Origin of the sequence: Methanobacterium veterum (assembly GCF_000745485.1) — an archaeon.
Lineage (GTDB): Archaea > Methanobacteriota > Methanobacteria > Methanobacteriales > Methanobacteriaceae > Methanobacterium_D > Methanobacterium_D veterum.
This window is the reverse complement of sequence record NZ_KN050693.1, coordinates 746,315-764,182: the sequence shown is the minus strand read 5'-3', so window position 1 is coordinate 764,182 and position 17,868 is coordinate 746,315. Positions and strand designations below refer to the sequence as shown.

General features: G+C 32.4%; 17 protein-coding genes. 4 read left to right on the top strand and 13 right to left on the bottom strand.

Annotated elements, in window-relative coordinates:
- Positions 1-210 precede the first annotated feature (210 nt).
- Positions 211-606: a hypothetical protein gene (locus tag EJ01_RS13905; RefSeq protein ID WP_048080595.1), complete on the bottom strand. Its 396-nt coding sequence runs from the start codon at positions 604-606 to the stop codon at positions 211-213.
- Positions 607-857: 251 nt separating this feature from the next.
- Complete coding sequence (locus tag EJ01_RS13900; protein ID WP_048080596.1) at positions 858-1,628, bottom strand: slipin family protein; 771 nt, start codon at positions 1,626-1,628, stop codon at positions 858-860.
- Between the two features lie 612 nt (positions 1,629-2,240).
- Between EJ01_RS13900 and EJ01_RS13895 the strand changes: the two genes are divergently transcribed.
- Positions 2,241-4,343: an AAA family ATPase gene (locus EJ01_RS13895; RefSeq protein WP_052376216.1), complete on the top strand. Its 2,103-nt coding sequence runs from the start codon at positions 2,241-2,243 to the stop codon at positions 4,341-4,343.
- 1,077 nt (positions 4,344-5,420) lie between these two features.
- On the opposite strand, the gene EJ01_RS13890 is transcribed toward EJ01_RS13895, so the two are convergent.
- Positions 5,421-6,089, bottom strand: a complete 669-nt coding sequence (locus EJ01_RS13890; protein WP_048081025.1) for a histidinol phosphate phosphatase domain-containing protein — start codon at positions 6,087-6,089, stop codon at positions 5,421-5,423.
- A gap of 289 nt (positions 6,090-6,378) precedes the next feature.
- Between EJ01_RS13890 and EJ01_RS13885 the strand changes: the two genes are divergently transcribed.
- Positions 6,379-7,251, top strand: a complete 873-nt coding sequence (locus EJ01_RS13885) for a pantoate kinase (protein WP_048080597.1) — start codon at positions 6,379-6,381, stop codon at positions 7,249-7,251.
- 210 nt (positions 7,252-7,461) lie between these two features.
- On the opposite strand, the gene EJ01_RS13880 is transcribed toward EJ01_RS13885, so the two are convergent.
- The 10 genes from EJ01_RS13880 to purC form a co-directional block, all read right to left on the bottom strand.
- Complete coding sequence (locus EJ01_RS13880; RefSeq protein ID WP_048080598.1) at positions 7,462-8,247, bottom strand: DUF7839 domain-containing protein; 786 nt, start codon at positions 8,245-8,247, stop codon at positions 7,462-7,464.
- Between the two features lie 287 nt (positions 8,248-8,534).
- Positions 8,535-8,978: a universal stress protein gene (locus EJ01_RS13875; protein ID WP_048080599.1), complete on the bottom strand. Its 444-nt coding sequence runs from the start codon at positions 8,976-8,978 to the stop codon at positions 8,535-8,537.
- A 49-nt stretch (positions 8,979-9,027) separates the two neighbouring features.
- Positions 9,028-9,420 (bottom strand): hypothetical protein, encoded by a 393-nt coding sequence (locus tag EJ01_RS13870; RefSeq protein WP_048080600.1) that lies wholly within the window; start codon positions 9,418-9,420, stop codon positions 9,028-9,030.
- Positions 9,421-9,641: 221 nt separating this feature from the next.
- Positions 9,642-11,051, bottom strand: coding sequence for a single-stranded-DNA-specific exonuclease RecJ (gene recJ / locus EJ01_RS13865; RefSeq protein WP_048080601.1), 1,410 nt, complete (start codon positions 11,049-11,051; stop codon positions 9,642-9,644).
- 126 nt (positions 11,052-11,177) lie between these two features.
- On the bottom strand, positions 11,178-11,450 hold the full coding sequence (locus EJ01_RS13860) for a signal recognition particle protein Srp19 (RefSeq protein WP_048080602.1): 273 nt from the start codon (positions 11,448-11,450) through the stop codon (positions 11,178-11,180).
- A complete protein-coding gene (locus tag EJ01_RS13855; RefSeq protein WP_048080603.1) occupies positions 11,450-12,241 on the bottom strand; it encodes a uroporphyrinogen-III synthase in 792 nt (263 codons plus the stop codon). The genes EJ01_RS13860 and EJ01_RS13855 overlap by 1 nt, the downstream gene beginning before the upstream one ends.
- A 20-nt stretch (positions 12,242-12,261) precedes the next feature.
- Positions 12,262-12,975 (bottom strand): uroporphyrinogen-III C-methyltransferase, encoded by a 714-nt coding sequence (gene cobA, locus EJ01_RS13850; protein WP_048080604.1) that lies wholly within the window; start codon positions 12,973-12,975, stop codon positions 12,262-12,264.
- Between the two features lie 51 nt (positions 12,976-13,026).
- Positions 13,027-13,683, bottom strand: coding sequence for a phosphoribosylformylglycinamidine synthase subunit PurQ (purQ, locus tag EJ01_RS13845; RefSeq protein ID WP_048080605.1), 657 nt, complete (start codon positions 13,681-13,683; stop codon positions 13,027-13,029).
- A gap of 42 nt (positions 13,684-13,725) precedes the next feature.
- On the bottom strand, positions 13,726-13,980 hold the full coding sequence (gene purS, locus EJ01_RS13840) for a phosphoribosylformylglycinamidine synthase subunit PurS (protein WP_048080606.1): 255 nt from the start codon (positions 13,978-13,980) through the stop codon (positions 13,726-13,728).
- Between the two features lie 109 nt (positions 13,981-14,089).
- Positions 14,090-14,836, bottom strand: coding sequence for a phosphoribosylaminoimidazolesuccinocarboxamide synthase (gene purC / locus EJ01_RS13835; RefSeq protein ID WP_048080607.1), 747 nt, complete (start codon positions 14,834-14,836; stop codon positions 14,090-14,092).
- Between the two features lie 257 nt (positions 14,837-15,093).
- Here purC and glmS point away from each other — a divergent pair, with 257 nt between their 5' ends.
- Both glmS and EJ01_RS13825 read left to right on the top strand, forming a co-directional pair.
- The gene (gene glmS / locus EJ01_RS13830; protein ID WP_048080608.1) at positions 15,094-16,872 is read left to right on the top strand and encodes a glutamine--fructose-6-phosphate transaminase (isomerizing); all 1,779 of its coding nucleotides are present in this window, start codon (positions 15,094-15,096) and stop codon (positions 16,870-16,872) included.
- A gap of 166 nt (positions 16,873-17,038) precedes the next feature.
- Positions 17,039-17,809, top strand: a complete 771-nt coding sequence (locus EJ01_RS13825) for an epoxyqueuosine reductase (RefSeq protein ID WP_048080609.1) — start codon at positions 17,039-17,041, stop codon at positions 17,807-17,809.
- The last annotated feature ends 59 nt before the right edge of the window (positions 17,810-17,868 follow it).

The window sequence follows — 17,868 nt, the reverse complement described above, 5'->3', positions numbered from 1 at the left end:
CTCTAAAATGACCAATATATTTTTACTTCCTTCTGTTTTCATATCAATGTATGCATTTTCATAATATTCTGATAATTTATCGTTGATTACTGTTTTCCATTCTTTAGGTGATTCTTCATCTACAAAACACATCTTAATGGGCTTTTCTCCCATCAGTCCAGTATATTCTAACATTATTATCACAATATTTGGTTTTAATACTTAATTATTTTATTCCCTATAATGCTCAATATGGTCAAATAAGCTGAATATAATTATAATAAACATTCCTATTATGGACCAGTGGTAATCATGGAGTTCTTTAGCGTCAGATTTTTTTAATTCTATTCCAATATCATTAAGAGCTTTTATGTAGTGATCTAATCTCATTTTTGTTTCGCCTTCTTCAGATTCATAAGGCAAAAGTTCCATGGTTTTAGCCTTGATCATTAAAAAATCAGATACATCCTGTAGCGATTTTCCAATTTCTTTTAAATCGCCTTTTTTGATAATATTGGGATCGACCATGCCTTTTATAAATGAAGTACTTGCAGACGCCTCAAAATGACTTATCATATCTATAAACGATTCTTCAATCTTATTTAGATCTGGTTTATCCATGGTCATAAATAATATTATAGTAAGAATACTATTTCAATATTATTAAATATTTCATAAATTAATGGATTTAAATGTTGAAACAACAAATAAGTTTATGTCTAATCTGGTTGAAAAATTCTGAAACTAAATCATTAGTTATATTTAATAAATAGTGGACTTCTGAACGTGTATAAAATATAAAAGAAAGATAAATATCATTTTTACTTGTTCATTTGATGTATTTTACCTCATTAATTTTATAAAGGATTATAACTCTATTAACTTTTTACTTCTGACGCCATAAAATCTTTTAAATCTTTCACTGTTGACATAAAGCTTGCAGGGAATATTATAGTAGAATTTTGCTCACTGGCTATTTCGAGTAGCACTTGTAAATTACGTAATTGAAGCGCTATGGGGTGTGCGGTTATAATATCGGCAGCGTCACCTAGTTTTTTAGCGGAAAGGAATTCACCTTCTGCTGAAATGATTTTAGCTCTTTTATCTCTTTCTGCTTCTGCTTGCTTTGCCATTGATCTTCGCATTGTATCAGGCAAATTAATATCTTTAATTTCTACCGCAGTGACCTGTACTCCCCATGATTCGCTGTGTTTATCAATTATTTCTTTAATCCTTTCATTTATCTTTGAAGTTGAAGATAACACATCATCTAAAAGGAATTGACCTATCACATTTCTCATGGTGGTTTGAGCAATCTGGTTAACAGCAGTATTGTAATTTTCAATGTCAACAACCGCATCATAAGCATTTACCACCTTATAAAATGCAACAGCAGCCACATCAATAGATACATTGTCCTGAGTTATTATTTTTTGAGCAGGAACAGGCATAGTAACAATTCTAAAAGATATTTTCTCTAGTCTATCTATTACTGGAATAATAAGACGAAGCCCAGGATCTCTAACTCCTATTATTCTACCCAAACGAAAATGCACTCCTCTTTCATACTGGTTTACCACACGTATCGAAAGTCCTAAAATAATCAAAATTATAATTCCAACTATAAAAAGCGTTATTATATCAACCATTTTCAAACCTCCAAAAAAATTTTCTATTTTTTTTTGGGTTTCAGAAATCTTTGATTTCCTTCAACCTCCACTATTCCAATTTTTATGTGCGCCATTATTAGTTTTGTAGTTATTATGTAAATGAAATTATCTATTAACATGAATCTATACTTAAAATAAAAATTAGAGATTAAATTTTTTAAAATATACGGAAATTTAACTTTTTAAATAAATTAATAATGATTCATAGACATAATAAATATAGTACCCTGACGATGTTTAGTGGTCTAATTAAATAATAAGTATTTGATAATTTATATGTTTTTGTGCTTTTATTGAATACGTTCAAAAATGCATGTGTGATCTATTAAATTAGCTTAAATCCCTTAAATTTTTTAAGATGCCCCTATTTAATAGATAACCTATTATAAAAGAAAAAATATAATTTATTTTAATGGTTTAACTATTCTTTATGGTCTAAAAAAATTTTTCAAAATGGGAATCATTTCCATATGCCTTTTAGTAATAGTTCTTTGTATCTTAAATCAAAATTCTTAGAAACTATTATTATAAATCTTAAAATTAACATACTCATTAATTAACTTTATTAATAAATTATGAAGGTTGTGGGGAATGTCTGAAAAAACTAAAGTTATTGTTGTTGGTGATGTTACTAAAGATTGGTTAAAATGGGATAATAGTGATTCAAATGATTATCCCTATGAACAATCCACTCGTGAAATCTATAAAGGATATGATATTATAGCTCGAATGGGTGGGGCTCTACTAATTTCAAAAATGATTAATGAAGTTAAAAATGATTACCTTAAATTGATCCAATATGATGAATCAGAAATAAAAAATGAAATGGAACTGAATAATTCTAAAGATCTGATTAATAGTATGTGCATTCTGGAAAGATACAATCCATCACAGGATAAGAAATTGATTCTGCCTACAGTTTCACCACAAAATAACGAAAAACATCTGGTTAAAACTTTTTCAGGATTTAAAAAACCAGAAAAAATCATAAAACCCGAACTTAATCAGTATAAATTTGATGATCAAACTCTTCCAGATATAGTGGTTATCCATGATGATAATAAATATTTCAGGGATTCAGAAAATCTTTGGGGCCCTATTGATAATTTAAATGAAAAAAATAGTTTATTTATACTTAAAATGAGCCGTCCTTTGGCCCAGGGAGATTTATGGGAATTTATAAAAAATCAACCCAATTTAATTGTCATAATAAGAGCCGATGATTTACGAGGAAAAGGTTTACGTATAAGTAGAAGCTTATCATGGGAACGTACTGCTTATGATTTTTTAAATGAAATGGAAAAAAATCGAAAGGGAGAATGTAATCCTGATATTAAAGATATAAGTCAATGTAAAAATTTGATTGTTCGTTTTGGAGTAGGTGGGGCAATATTATGTCAATATGATGGGAAAAACGCCAAGTATACCTTATTTTTTGATCCTGAAGTTTTTGAAGGGACCCTTGAACAAAAAATCGAAGGATATTATATGAAAGGGTTACGCAGCGCATTTATTTCTGGATTAATACATGAAATTCAAAATAATCCCCAAAATTATGGTGATAAACTGATTGATGGGATTAAAAAAGGAATAATTGCCAGCCGTAACCTTCTAGAAATTGGTTTCATAGCAGATGATGCAGATAAGATGGATTTTCCTTTTAAAAAAATGTTTTTAAATCTTGATAACGATAAAGAAAAAATTCAGGATGTTGAATTCAAGGATGATATCAAATGGAAAATCATGAACCAGAAGTTGAAAAACGAAACAGAGGTTTTTAAAGCAGCATGCCAGTATGTGAAATCTAAAAAAAGCGTTTTGTTACAATCTCCTGTTGCGGAATTTGGTAAACTGCGTACAGTTGATAGAAAAGAGATTGAAACCTTTCATAATAGTAGAAATCTCATACTGGAGTATTTATCTAAAAAGAATATAAAAGAACCTCTTTCTATAGCCGTTTTTGGGCCACCAGGTTCTGGAAAATCATTTGGCGTTACTCAAATCGCGAAAACTATTTCTGATGACATAGAACCTATAGAATTTAATTTATCTCAATTTCAATCACCAGGTGATTTGTTCAGCGCTTTCCACATCATTCAAAGTACATCCCTGACTGGTAAAACACCCTTAGTATTTTTTGATGAATTTGATTCTGATCTGGACAGTATTCCTTACGGCTGGTTAAAATACTTTTTATCCCCCATGAGCGATGGTAGTTTTAAACAGGGAGAAATTATTCACCCTATTGGTAAATGTATTTTTGTTTTTGCAGGAGGCAGAAATAAAACTTTTGAAGAATTTGACAATGATAAAGATAAAGACAAAGTCAAAGGAGAAGATTTCATAAGTAGATTGAGAGGATATATTGATATTGCAGGAATTGATAAAAAACAGGGCCAGGATTGCCTTTACATGATAAGAAGGGCTATGGTACTACGATCCATTTTAGAGAGAAAAGCTAAAAATATTTTTTTAGGTTCTGAAGCAAATATCGATCCTTCCGTATTAAACGCATTAATTAAAGTCCCTAAATATAAACATGGTGCCAGGTCCATGGAAGCTATTATTGAAATGAGTATATTCTCCAACATGAGACATTTTGAAAGATCCGCCCTACCATCCTCTGAACAATTAAAACTACACGTAAATGCTGCTGAATTTAAAAAATGTCTTAACCAACAAATAAATTACTAGAAAGGGTATATTATACCCTAAAAAAAATAAATTACATTTTAGTTTATTCATTTTTTAATGTTCATTTTCCATTTTAATTTCTTAATTTATTCTGTTTAATTCGTCTTGAATTAGTTTAATATGGGTTTTTTCTCTTTCAATATTTTAAGCCTATCATATCGTTCTTTGTCTTTTTCAGGATTAGGAACATCTAGTTGATTTTTCCAGTATCCCCTCTGATTTTTGATGGCATCTGAATATTCCTTTTCAACTCTTGTTCTCTTTTTAATAGTCCTAAGTATATTAATGCATGTTTTATTTTAATTGTTCTTCGATTTTTTTCTGTTTACGGGTTTCTTCACTTATTTTATCATCATTATTAATTGATTGCCAGATTGTTTCAAAACATTATAATTAATTCTATTAAATTCAGGAAACCTGACGAACAGCCAAAGATTCATATTTCTGCAAAAAAAGATGAAGAAAATAATGAATACATATTCTCAGTATCTGACAATTGAATTGAAATTGAAGAGCAGTATTTTGACCACATATTCACAATATTCCAGAGACTTCACACAATAGAAGAGTATCAAGGAACTGGAATTGGACTTTCAGTTGCAAAAAAAATGTAGAACGCCACGGGGGACATATGTGGGTGAAATCTGAATTTGGTAAAGGATCAACCTTTTATTTTCTATTTCTACTAATTTAGGAGTTTGAGATTTTCCGTTTTACTAGGTTTAAACAGTATTGAAGTAGTACTATTAATATAATATACTTATCCTCTTATTTTACTAACTATATATCCTCAAGCGAGCTGATATATACATATACACTTTATTCCAATTTTGAAACTATTTCCATTTGTTATATATTTTAATTTAGATTAAAGAGATCATTATAAATTCAATTTTATTTTAATTTTTATCAACTATTATAGAAATAATTAAATAGTTTTCTTTACACTATACAATTTAGGAAAAAATGACTCTGTTATTCCTTTATATATCATATTACTAATCTTGTTGAGAATATATCGATATTCATGTTAAAGGGGAGTTTTTGAGGCATTTTAGAAAAAGTAAAGGATACAATTCACTCAATTATACCCTTATTCCTTAAAATCTCCAGAGGGTTATCCCTCAGTGCCCGCATAATCTCCTTTTCAGGTAATCCCGCACCTCTTGCTATATTATAAGCCGTTTCATAAGAGATAATATCTTCCGGTGCGTGTGTGTCCGTGTCTACAACCATATTAGCCCCTACTTCCATGGCCACTTTAGCTACGTGCCCATTTGAAAGTGAATGGCCTCTCCTCGCGCTTATCTCAAGTGCAATGTTGTTATCTTTTGCAGTTTGAGCTTCTTCTTGAGTTATTAGTCCCGGGTGTGCCAGTATATCCACCTCAGGACAGTTTACTGCAGCCCAGTTAGTTCCTTCCACTACAGGCTCCATTAAGGTTTCCCCGTGGACAACTATTATTTCTGCCCCTAATTTTCTGGCCTTGTTAGCAAGTTTGCCTATAATTTCAGCCGGAGCATGGGTTATTTCAGCCCCTGGAATGACTTCTATATCCCAGTTTTCTCTTATATCTAATATTACATCTCTTATCCGTCTAACACAATCAATATTAGACGCATCAACGTGATCAGTTATTGCAATTGCTTCATGGTTTAATACATGTGCTCTCCTTGCAATTTCAGACGGTAAAAGTTCCCCGTCGCTGAATATACTGTGCATGTGAAGGTCTATTCTTTTATTTATATGATTCCCTCCCAACTGATATTTGAATTTGAATTATAATTGTTTTTAGATAATTAATATTGAAATTTTCCTTATCTTTTTATTGTCAAACAGCCTATTAAAATATAGTGATAAAATAAAAATTTAAGATTTTATTGATTTTTAAAAAAAATGTTAAATTGATAATCGTGATCAACTTCAATATTTGATAACCGTGTTAAAATGAAATCTTAGATTTCACTATTTTAAAATTGTTAAAATAATAACTTAAATATTCAAATTAAATCGTTTTTATCTAAAGGGTGTTAAAATGAATTGTTCAATATTTGTTCCATCTCATATTACGGGCTTTTTTGAGATACGAGATAATGATGATCCTATTAAAAAAGGATCCCGCGGTGCGGGAGTTGTTATGGACCAAGGAGTTATAACAAAGACAAAAATAAGTGATGGAAATGGAGTTCAAATAAAAATAAATGGAAAAACTGATGTGCGAAATGCTACAATAACTGAAAAAACCATAGAGATCATTAAAAGAGATTATAATTTAGATAACAAAAAAATAATAATCAATCACGATGTAGATGTGCCCATTGGGGCAGGATTTGGGACTTCGGCATCATTTGCTCTTGGAGCATCTCTAGGAATTTCAAAGATTCTTGATCTGCCTTTAACATTTAATAAAGCCGCACAAATTGCCCATCTTGCAGAGGTGGAAATGAAAAGTGGTTTAGGTGATGTTATAGGGGCTCTATCGGGAGGGCTTGTTTTAAGGCTCAAAGAAGGCGCACCTGGAATTGGATTAACAGATAAATTACTCTTAAATCAGTCTGAAGACCTTTATGTTATTTCAAAATGTTTTGGAGAAATAAATACAGGAGACATCATCGAAGATCCCGTTCATAAAGAAAGGATTAACTCAACAGGAAGAGACCTGTTATTTAAGCTTACTAATGATCCAAGACCTGAAAATTTAATGAAATTATCAAGGAAATTCGCTGAAAAAACCATGCTTATGAGCAGTGAAGTTTGCGAAGCTGTAAATATACTTGAAGAAGAAACAATAGGCGCGTCTATGGCCATGTTAGGAAATACAGCTTTTGCAATTTCTAAAAGTCCAGACACAAGTATTGAAAATGCAGTAGTTGCAAAACTTAATTACAATGGATTAAAATTTCTATAAATATTCATATTACGCTTTAAACCAGTTTTCTAAATACGATAATCAAAATAAGCACTATAATCAGTATTCTGAAGATGACATAAACCATGAACCAGTCCATATTAAAGTTATGTAATATTTAATATTAAATTTTTAGAATATACTATTAATTTAAACTGGCCTAAAAAAGAGTAAATAATTAAGAGGATAAAGCAGACCCTGTGACATAGATCATTCTTTAAAATCTTCTATAGTGTATTGAATACCTTCCTCATCCATTTTTTTTGTTATGCTTTTAGTCATGTTACCAACAGCAAAAACCAGCACGTTCAAACCTCTTTTTGCTGCAGCCACAGTGGCATAAGGAGTTGCAAATTCAAAATCTGGAGAAATTTTTAATTTATCTGTCACAGCCCTTGAGATGGTCCCCATTATACCCACCCTATCAAATCCTTTTTTATATATTTCCTGTATTTTAAGGGTATCAACTGCCCTTGATCCTCCATGATTTATTGTAGGAAGTTTTATTATGGTTACATTACCCGATTTAAGCTCTATTGTACCATTTAGTCTGGTTAAAGCTACATCTTCTCCTGAAACTGCATCATTAAGCACTTCTGCTGATGCCGACGTTTTTTCATTTGTGGCATATAAAACTCCATTTTCCATTTTAAGCCATACATTTTGGCCAGATTTAAGCTCCTCTTTTGCTATTGCAGGCCATATTGACTTATAAGTGTTCATTGTTTCTACAACTTCATCTGCATATTTTCTAAGGTCAACAGCTTCTTTTTTAAGCTTTTCAATACCTCTTTTTGTAATATGGTACCTTGCAGTTCCTTCCCTTATTTCTACAAAACCGTCATCAGTTAAGCTTTTAATATTTTCAGAGACTGCTTGGATGGTTATTCCAAGTTTTTCAGCTATGTCCTTTTGCCTCAGGTGGGGCTGCTGCTTGGCTATCTCTGCAAGAATCTGAAACCTTGTGAGTTCTCCTTTTTTCTTAAAAACTTTCATTTATTCACCAATTTATTAATTTAAAGAATTTAAATTCAACTGAAATAGTAAAGACTAAATTATTAAAATCTATCATGAAAATATTCTCAAGTAAAATATACGATATTATCATATAACTAATTTATTAAATAGAGCCTTGTGTTTGTCATGAATAATCAAACGTTAAAATATTGTTTATAAATAAAGCATTATGCTTTAAATATGGTTAAATTTAATAAGTTAAAATCTACATCATATAAAATAGTTTACAGTATAATATTTCCATTATTTCTTAAATATGATTAATTTTACCGTACTACCAGTACCGGACATGATGCAGTTCTTACTACTTTTTCTGCAACGCTTCCAAGTAAAAATCTGTCCATACCATGTTTTCCAGCAGTCCCCATAACAACAAGATCAATTCCTTCCTCTTCAATGGTCTTACGAATCGTACGGGCGGGACGGCCTTCCTTGGTCATAAAAACTAATTTTATTTCAGTATTAAGTTCTTCTTTACATTTTAATGACATATCAATGATAGCATCAAAGGATTTTCTTCCTTCATCTTCAAGCATTTCTTTAACCCTTGTTATTGCTTTTTCAGTTGGTAATCCCATAAATAAAGAATTATCAATTACATATAATGCTAAAAGTTCTGCATTACTCTTACCTGCAATCCATATAGCCTGTTCTGCAGCTTTAAGGGCAGGTTGTGAACCATCTGTGGGCAACAATATTTTTTTATACATTTTAATCACCTTTAACAATTAACCTGAATAATTTTTTACCTAACACAAATTAACGAGAATGTTCCGTTAAATAAATTTCAATGTGATTGAACAGGCTGGAGATGATATCCATAGTTAAGGCTATTATATACCAGTGATATTCTTTTGATTCTAGAGTTGTCATGTTTTCCATTTCTTTTCCCTTTTCACGAAGCGTGTTTAGGGCTTCTTTTAATCGAGACCTTGTTTTACCTTTTTCATATTCATATGGTTGAAATTCTATATCTTCAAGCCTAACCTCCAGAATATCTGATGCTTTCTGCAGTTCTTGCCCGATTATCTTTGGATTACCCTCTTCAATGGTACCTGAATTAACAATGCTAATAAAACCACCTGAAGTTTCTCCCATCTCATTGATATAATTTAAAAATAATTTTTCAAATTTAGGGAATGCTTTATTCATAGTAATATTTATACGAAAAAAAGTATTTTAATATTTCTATCAGTAACAAAGAAATTTATCTTATTTTATCCTGCCAATGGTGCATTTCGTAAATTATAGGATTCATTTATATTTTTTACAGCATTTAAGGTGCGGGCAAGATTTTTTATTAAATTAAATTATGAAAAATTAAAAATGATACACCTTACCAATTTTAAAGAAAAAAAAATATTAAATTGAAACTAAATTTTACCGGTTAAATATTCATCAAATACATTAAGGAATTTATCCATATTTTCTTCAGGAATATAGGCCCCACATGCAACAGAGTGTCCACCACCGTTTCCACCGACTTTAGCTGCCACCTTCCTTATTATATTTCCAAAATGTATTCCATCATAAGCTAAAAGACGTGAACAACGAAGTGATACTTTAATTCCTTCAGAATCTTCTCCAACAGGAGTAAATCCAATTATTGGTTTTCTCCAATCACCATAGCTTAAAATCATTCCAGCAACAGTTCCAATTACTTCACTTTTTATTTCGCTGCCGTCAAAATACTGCAGGTTATCTAAAGAAATAATCCTATTTTCTTCCGTTACCCATTCCATTTTTTGAGCAAGATATCTCCTGTGCTCAAGTGCAAGTTGATCCATCTCGTCCAGTGCAAGACCCCTATCGCCTTTCAGGACATTGAGTGCAATTTCTGGATGTTTATGACGGCTGCAAGCATTAACTGCAGTTGAAAATTCACTGGCATCCCTAAGTGGAGAATACTTTCGTTCCCCTAAAAAGTCATAAGACTCCCCAGCAACAAGTTTTGGAACATGTTTTATGTACCTTTGAGGCACTTCTTTGCTTAACATCCGGACTAACTCTGAAAATATTTTGCCCTTTTCTTCCTGAGTTAAATCACATAAAACTCTTGCTCTTTTACCATTTTTAGTTGGAATATCAAGCTTATTCAACATATGAATACATTCAGTCCTACTATTTGTTATAGGGAGTTTAACATCCCCAAAATATGAAAGCGCCACAAATATTGGCCTTGTCTGTCTTCCATAGATAGAAAGATCATTATTTGTAGCTATAAGTTTGCTTTGAATACTTGCTGCAAGAATTTCCTTATTTAAACCCACTAATTTCCCAGACATGCTGTTTTGCATATCTCCAACTGCACTTAAGACTCCTAACCAGCTTAGATCATCAAATCCAAATGTGTGTGCAAGTAGGTAGGACATTCCACCTCCTGAAACATCATGTGATCCATCTATACCATAGTAATGGCAGTTTAATTCCAGGAACTTGCCCGAAACATGGTTGTCAAAAACCATTGGTCTTAAAGGAGGGTGATGGTCTAAAATAAGTACATTAGATGAACCATTTCCTAATTTGTCTACATTTTGTCCAGAGCCCAAATCCGAAAATATGGTAAGTTCATTCTCAAGTTCAAGGCCATCTATTTTATCCAGAGTCACGAATTCAACTTCATGGTCTTTCTCTAGATTATCAAGCATGGAAGATAATATTGCACCAGCAGTTATCCCATCACAGTCGATATGGCTGTATATCTTAATATCTTCAGCATTCTGAACCATTTCATGAGCCTTTGAAAACGCAAGGTTCATTTGATCCTGTTTATTGATTTCCATTTCGTTTTTAGCTCCAGTGAAAATTTAATTTGTCATATTCAATCGCATATAATTAAAAACAAATGAAATTAAAGATTATAAACTAAACTTAAATTATAAAATTATATGTCTTCCTTAAAATATTAGTTAAGACCGCATTCCCTTTATCATGTTACTTATTTTAATCAGCGTTTCTTTTTTAGTGTTGCTCTTATCTACAATCACTCTACCAGATGATTCCCACCATGATCTAGAATAAGATTTATATTTTTCAACTTCAGGGTTAAGATGGAGTTTTTGTGCAGCTCTGTTAATTTCCCTTATTTTTGGAGAAGCTACTGCATCTTCCTTAGAAATACGTCTTCCATCTTTTTTTGTCCTCTCAGCGTCAATATAAACAGGCCATATTATAGTTCTCATCAGTTCCCCTCACTCGGATTATTCATAACGTCTACCAGTTTATCCAGCATATTTTTAAATGTATATACTTCAGGCATTACTGGATTTATTTTATATGCATCCAGCACCTTTTTGGTTATAGGTCCAATTGCTGCAACTAAAACCTCATTATTTCTGAATATATCTAAAATTTCTGCTTTATTTTCTTCTTTAGCAACTTTAATGAGATTTTTAACCGTTAAAGGGCTTGTAAACATTACAACATCTATATCTTTATTCAATATGTCATCTATAAGCTTATAAATCTTTGATTTATCATCAGGCATCTCTGACTTATATGCGTCTGCAAGGAAAACCTGCGCCCCCCTATCCTCAAGCCCATTTGGAAGTGTATATCTTGCAACCATGGTTCTTGGAAGCCCCATTTTCATGCCATTAACATCAAATTTTTCAAATGCTTCCAGAAGTCCTTCTGCAGTATAATTATCAGGGATAAGATCGGCTCTTACATTGTATTCATTTAAAACCTCTTCAGTTTTAGGGCCTATAGTTGCTATCTTTAAATTTTCAGCACCTTCAAGACTGCAGTGTTTAAAAAATGATTTTATAGCCCTTGGAGACGTAAATATAAGCCAATCAAGTTCATTTATCATATTACATAATTTTATCACTTCTTCTGGCTTGGAATCTTTGAGTTCAATTGTAGGAGTTACAATTGGAACTGCTCCATAAGATTTTACCATTTCAACTGAGTCTTTAGCCCTTTCAGCAGGTCTTGTTATAACAATTTTTTTACCTTCTAATCCATTCATGATATTGCCTTCTTAATAGATCAGCCACTGATTTGATTCATTTCTTTAAAAACATTGACAACATTTCCAATAACCACTAAAGCAGGAGGTTTAATATCCTTTCCAGCTATATTTTCCAGTGTGCCCGTTATTATCCTTTGACCTTCCATCGTACCATTTTCAATTACACAAACTGGAGTTTCAGGATCTTTATGTTTCATAATTTCTGCTGTATTTTCAGCTAAATTTCCAATACCCATAAGTATTACAATAGTATCTGCTTTAAAGTCCCATCCTACCTGTTTCTTGCATTTTGTTGGGTCTTCATGACCTGTAACAACTGTAAACGATGTTGCAACACCTCTATGAGTAACTGGAAGCCCAATTGTTGTTGGAACTCCAATTGCAGAAGTTACCCCTGGAACTAACTCAAAATCAATTCCTTCTTCTACAAGGGCCAGAATTTCCTCGCCTCCTCTTCCAAATACAAAGGGGTCTCCACCTTTAAGGCGTACTACTAAATCATTTTCTTTTGCTTCTTCAACAAGAAGAGTATTGATTTCATTTTGAGATTTGTAATGATGTCCTGCTTGTTTTCCGACATATATTAGTTTTGCACCTTCAGCATACTTTAAAATTTCTTCATTTGCAAGTTTGTCGTACAGTACAACATCCGCTTTTTTTAACACGTTTACAGCTTTGAGAGTGATAAGTTCGGGATCTCCTGGACCCGCACCTACTAAATAAACTACCATGTGTTCACCGTTTAAATTATAAAAGAATTATGGATAATTCTATGGATTATCCTATGATTTAAAATTAACTATTCCCTTAAAGAATTTAAGACCGTCTGAAGAACCTAAAACCATTTCTGATGCTCTTTCTGGATGAGGCATTACAGCACATATAAGTCCTGTTTCATCACAAACTCCAGTTATGGCCTCCATGGATCCATTTGGGTTTTCTCCTTCAAATTTCAGCACGATTTGATCCTGATCATGAAGTTTTTCAATTTCTTCATTGTAATAGCGGCCTTCCGCGTGTGCCATAGGCATGTTGATAATTTCATTCTTTTTATACATGCTTGTAAAAGGAGTTCGGGTTGATGCAACTTTTAATTCCACCTGCTTGCATATGAATTTAGCATTTTCATTATTTGTGAATATTCCGGGCACTAAACCTACTTCTGCAAGTATTTGAGCACCGTTACAAATTCCAAGGACTGGTTTTTCCTCTTTAACTATTTCTTTGATACCATCAATAACTGGAGTTATTGAGGCTATTGCTCCAGCCCTCAGGTAATCTCCATAAGAAAAGCCGCCAGGAATTACAATTGCATCAAAATCAGATAAGTCTTTTTGATTCCACCAAACGTAATCAGGTTCTCCCCCTGCAATTTTTAGAGCGTGAAATACATCTCTATCACAGTTTGAACCTGGAAAGCGTATAATTCCTACTTTCATTGTTTTCCTCTTTATATTATTTTTATAATGCATATTCCAATATTATGCATCACTTGGAGTTATATTAATTTCGTAATCATGAATTACAGGATTACAGAGAAGTCTTTGGCACATATCGTCCACTTCTTCCATTGCAAGTTTTTCATTTTCTTCTTCGAGTGTAAATTTAATTATTTTAATAGTTGCAGTTCCTTCAACTTCATATCCTAAAAGAGCAAGAGCCCTCTGTGTTGTTGAAGCTTCAGGATTTAACATGCCTTTTTTAAGGCTTATTCTAACTTCAGCATCGTACTTCATATCATCACCAATAAAATAAAATTAAAAGTAATAAGTTTATTCATTCATAGATTACACTTTATCCTTATTAACTTTATTATGAAAATTTTACTTAAAGTCCATGTTCATTCTATAATTCAATATTCCATTTCTCTTTATCTTCATCATCAAGTATCATGGATGCAACTTTTTTATAAGCGTCAATAACACCAGACTCTCCTTGTCTAAATAGATCTTTATCAAGGGTATCACATGTTTCCATATCCCAAAATCTACATGTGTCTGGACTTATTTCATCTCCTAAAACTATACTTCCATCTGCATCATAACCAAACTCAATTTTAAAATCAGGGAATAGAATTCCTTTGGATTCTAAGAAATCTTTTAACACTTTATTTATTCTTAAAGTAGTTTCTTTAATAATTTTAAGTCTATATTCATCTATAAGTCCAAGTGCAACTGCAATCTCATCATTTAACATTGGGTCTCCATATTCATCGCTTTTATAGTCTATCTGTATTATCGGAGGCTCAAATGTTTGTTTTGCCTCAAATGGATATCTTCTAAGGAGACTTCCAGCAGCTATATTTCTTGTGATTACTTCCAGTGGAATCATTTCAAGTTTTTTTGACAGCATAAGTCCTGGTTTTATAAGTTCTATATATTGAGTTTGGATTCCAGCTTCTTCAAGCAGCTCAAAAAATTTGGCAGAAATTATTGAATTCCAGAATCCTTTTTCACTTAAATTATCCTTTTTAGCCCCATCTCCTGCTGTTATATCATCTCTAAATTCTACAACAACTTTCTGAGGGTCATCAGTTTCATATACGCCTTTGGCTTTACCTTGATATATTAGGGTTCCAATTTCGATAGTCATGTTAAACTCCATTTCTTATATTTAGTATCAAATATTTATATAGATATAATTCCAATTAGTGATGTTGTAATATGTTGTAATTTTAGGATTATAAAATTGATGCAAAACTTAAAAAAATAAAAGAATGTTACTCATTTATATGAGATAGGAATTATAATAAAGTTATTATAAATTTAAAATTATAAAAATTGATGAAACACAATTAATAATAAAGTAGAGTATAATTAATACTCATAGTACACCTTTTGGTGAAATTTATGTGCGGGATAATAGGATGTATATTAAATAATGAAAAGGCTGCGCCTGTACTTTTAGAATGTGTAAAGAGGCTTGAATATAGAGGCTACGATTCTATAGGTATTGCAACATCTGGAAGCGATATAACTATTAAAAAAGACAAGGGAAAAATCGATGATGTCCAGGCAAATCTAAAGTTAACTGACCTTCCTGGAGAAATGGGAATAGCTCATGTCAGGTGGGCTACCCACGGGTTACCTACAAAAGAAAATGCCCACCCACATACTGACTGTAAAAATAGAATAGCTGTAGTCCACAATGGAATAATTGAAAATTACAAAGAATTAAAAAGCCAGTTAGAAAAAGAAGGACATATATTTAAGTCTGAAACCGATACTGAAGTTATACCACACCTTATAGAAAAATATATGGAACAGGGAAACAATTTAGAGGATGCAACAAGGCTTGCAATTGGAGATCTTAAAGGTTCATATGCTCTGGCAGCTATATCCCGTGATGAACCAAATAAAGTTGTAGGTGCAAGAAAAGAAAGTCCTCTTATAGTAGGAAAGGGCACAGGTGAGTACTTTATAGCATCAGACGTCCCTGCAATATTAAAACATACAAATAAAGTTATTTATCTTGAAGATAACGAAATGGTTATCTTAAGTGATGATGGGATTACAATAAAAGATCCTGAAGGCAAAGTAATTGAAAAAGAAATTTTCGTCATTGATTGGACCCCGGATATGGCTGAAAAAGGTGGTTACGATCACTTCATGTTGAAAGAAATTCACGAGCAACCAAAAGCAGTTAAAAATACTATTCGTGAAGCATCTGAAATTAAAAAAATTGTCCAGAGTTTCCCTAAATTTAATAGAATATGTTTTGTAGCTTGCGGAACATCATACCATGCATCTTTAATTGGTAAATATCTATTCGAAAATCTGGTTGGAATTTCAACAGATGTTACTTTAGCTTCTGAATTCGAATATTCTGCAGAAACACTGGATGAAAATACACTTGTAATCGTTATAACACAATCTGGAGAAACTGCAGATACACTTAAAGCTTTAAGACTTGTCAATCACAAAGCCAAAACACTTGCCATTGTAAATGTGGTCGGAAGTACAGTAACCAGAGAAGCAGAATATGTCGTATACACGAGAGCAGGTCCTGAAATTGGCGTAGCAGCAACTAAAACATATATAAGTCAACTCACATCCATCTATCTTCTTGCAATCTGCATGAGCGGGCGGATGGAACTTTTAGAAAAGTTAGAAAGTATTCCAGATCATATGGAATCAATACTTGAGAATGAAGACTTCATTAAGAAAATAGCATGCAAATATAAAGATGCTAGAGATTTCTTCTTTATCGGACGAGGATTTTCATATCCAACTGCTCTAGAAGGGGCTTTAAAGCTTAAAGAGATAACTTATATACATGCAGAAGGTTACGCTTCTGGTGAATTGAAACATGGCCCACTCGCACTTATTGATGATGGTGTTCCTGTTGTTGCAGTAGTACCTCCAGGTAAAAGCCATGATAAAACATTAAGTAATGTTGAAGAAGTAAATGCAAGAGGTGCTCGTGTTATTGGTCTTGGATCATCAAAAGACGAAGATTTAAGATCAGAGACCAGGGATATGATTGAATTTGACGATGGGATTGATGAGATATTTTCAGCTGTACCTTATGTCATTCCTCTACAACTTTTATCATATTACATCAGCGTGATGAAGGGTATAGACCCAGATAAGCCTAAAAACCTGGCTAAATGTGTGACAGTAGAATAATCTCTACTTTAAAATATCTTTTTTAATTAAAAATTAATTTCACTTTTTAATTCTTTTTAACTGCATTTTAAACCTTATTTTCACGTGTTTAAAATGCCTAATTCAAACTTTATAGAAAACACAGGGAAGTAAAATATTGATATTAAATCTTTATTAGGTAGATCAAATGTTATTAGATACTATTAAAGAAAATATAGCAGAGTTTATCCAAAATAGCGAACAGAATTTTGTTGAAAAGCTGGATATGATGCAGATATGGGATCAACCACTGATTGGTGTGGCAAGCGCATCTGATCCACTTTGGGAAAAATTAAAAGAACATGGTGTAATTGGACCAGAGCATTTAACACCCGAGGAATGGTTACCGGGAGCAAAATCTGTTATTTCTTATTTTTTACCTTTTACAGAACATATACGCAGTTCCAATAGACAAAAAGGTCTGCCATCTATAGAATGGCTTTATGGGCGCTGTGAAGGCGAAGTGGTTAACAATAATTTAAGGAAGTTAATCATTGAATTGATTGAATCAGCTGATGGAAAAGCAGTTGCTCCAGCCTTAGACAAACGTTTTAAAGTTGCTAATCATGTAAGTAACTGGTCAGAGCGTCATGCTGCTTTTATTGCAGGTCTTGGGACATTTAGTTTGAATTATTCTCTAATTACCAATTTGGGAGCAGCAGGCCGTTTTGGCAGCGTCATTACAGACATTGAATTTGAACCTAGCATCAGACCATATAAAGAAATAGATGAGTACTGTAGCAAATGTGGCGAGTGCATCCCTCGATGTCCCCCTACTGCCATCGATGAAAATGGTAAAGATGCCGAATCTTGTTCTAAATTCCTGGATAAGACCCTTAAATTAAATAAACCACGGTATGGATGTGGAAAATGCCAGACAGCAGTTCCCTGCGAATACCAGAATCCAACGCGGGTTTAATGAGGATATAATTTCTAAAAGATATAACCCCTATTTTTACTTTTAGGAGGAAAAAATTT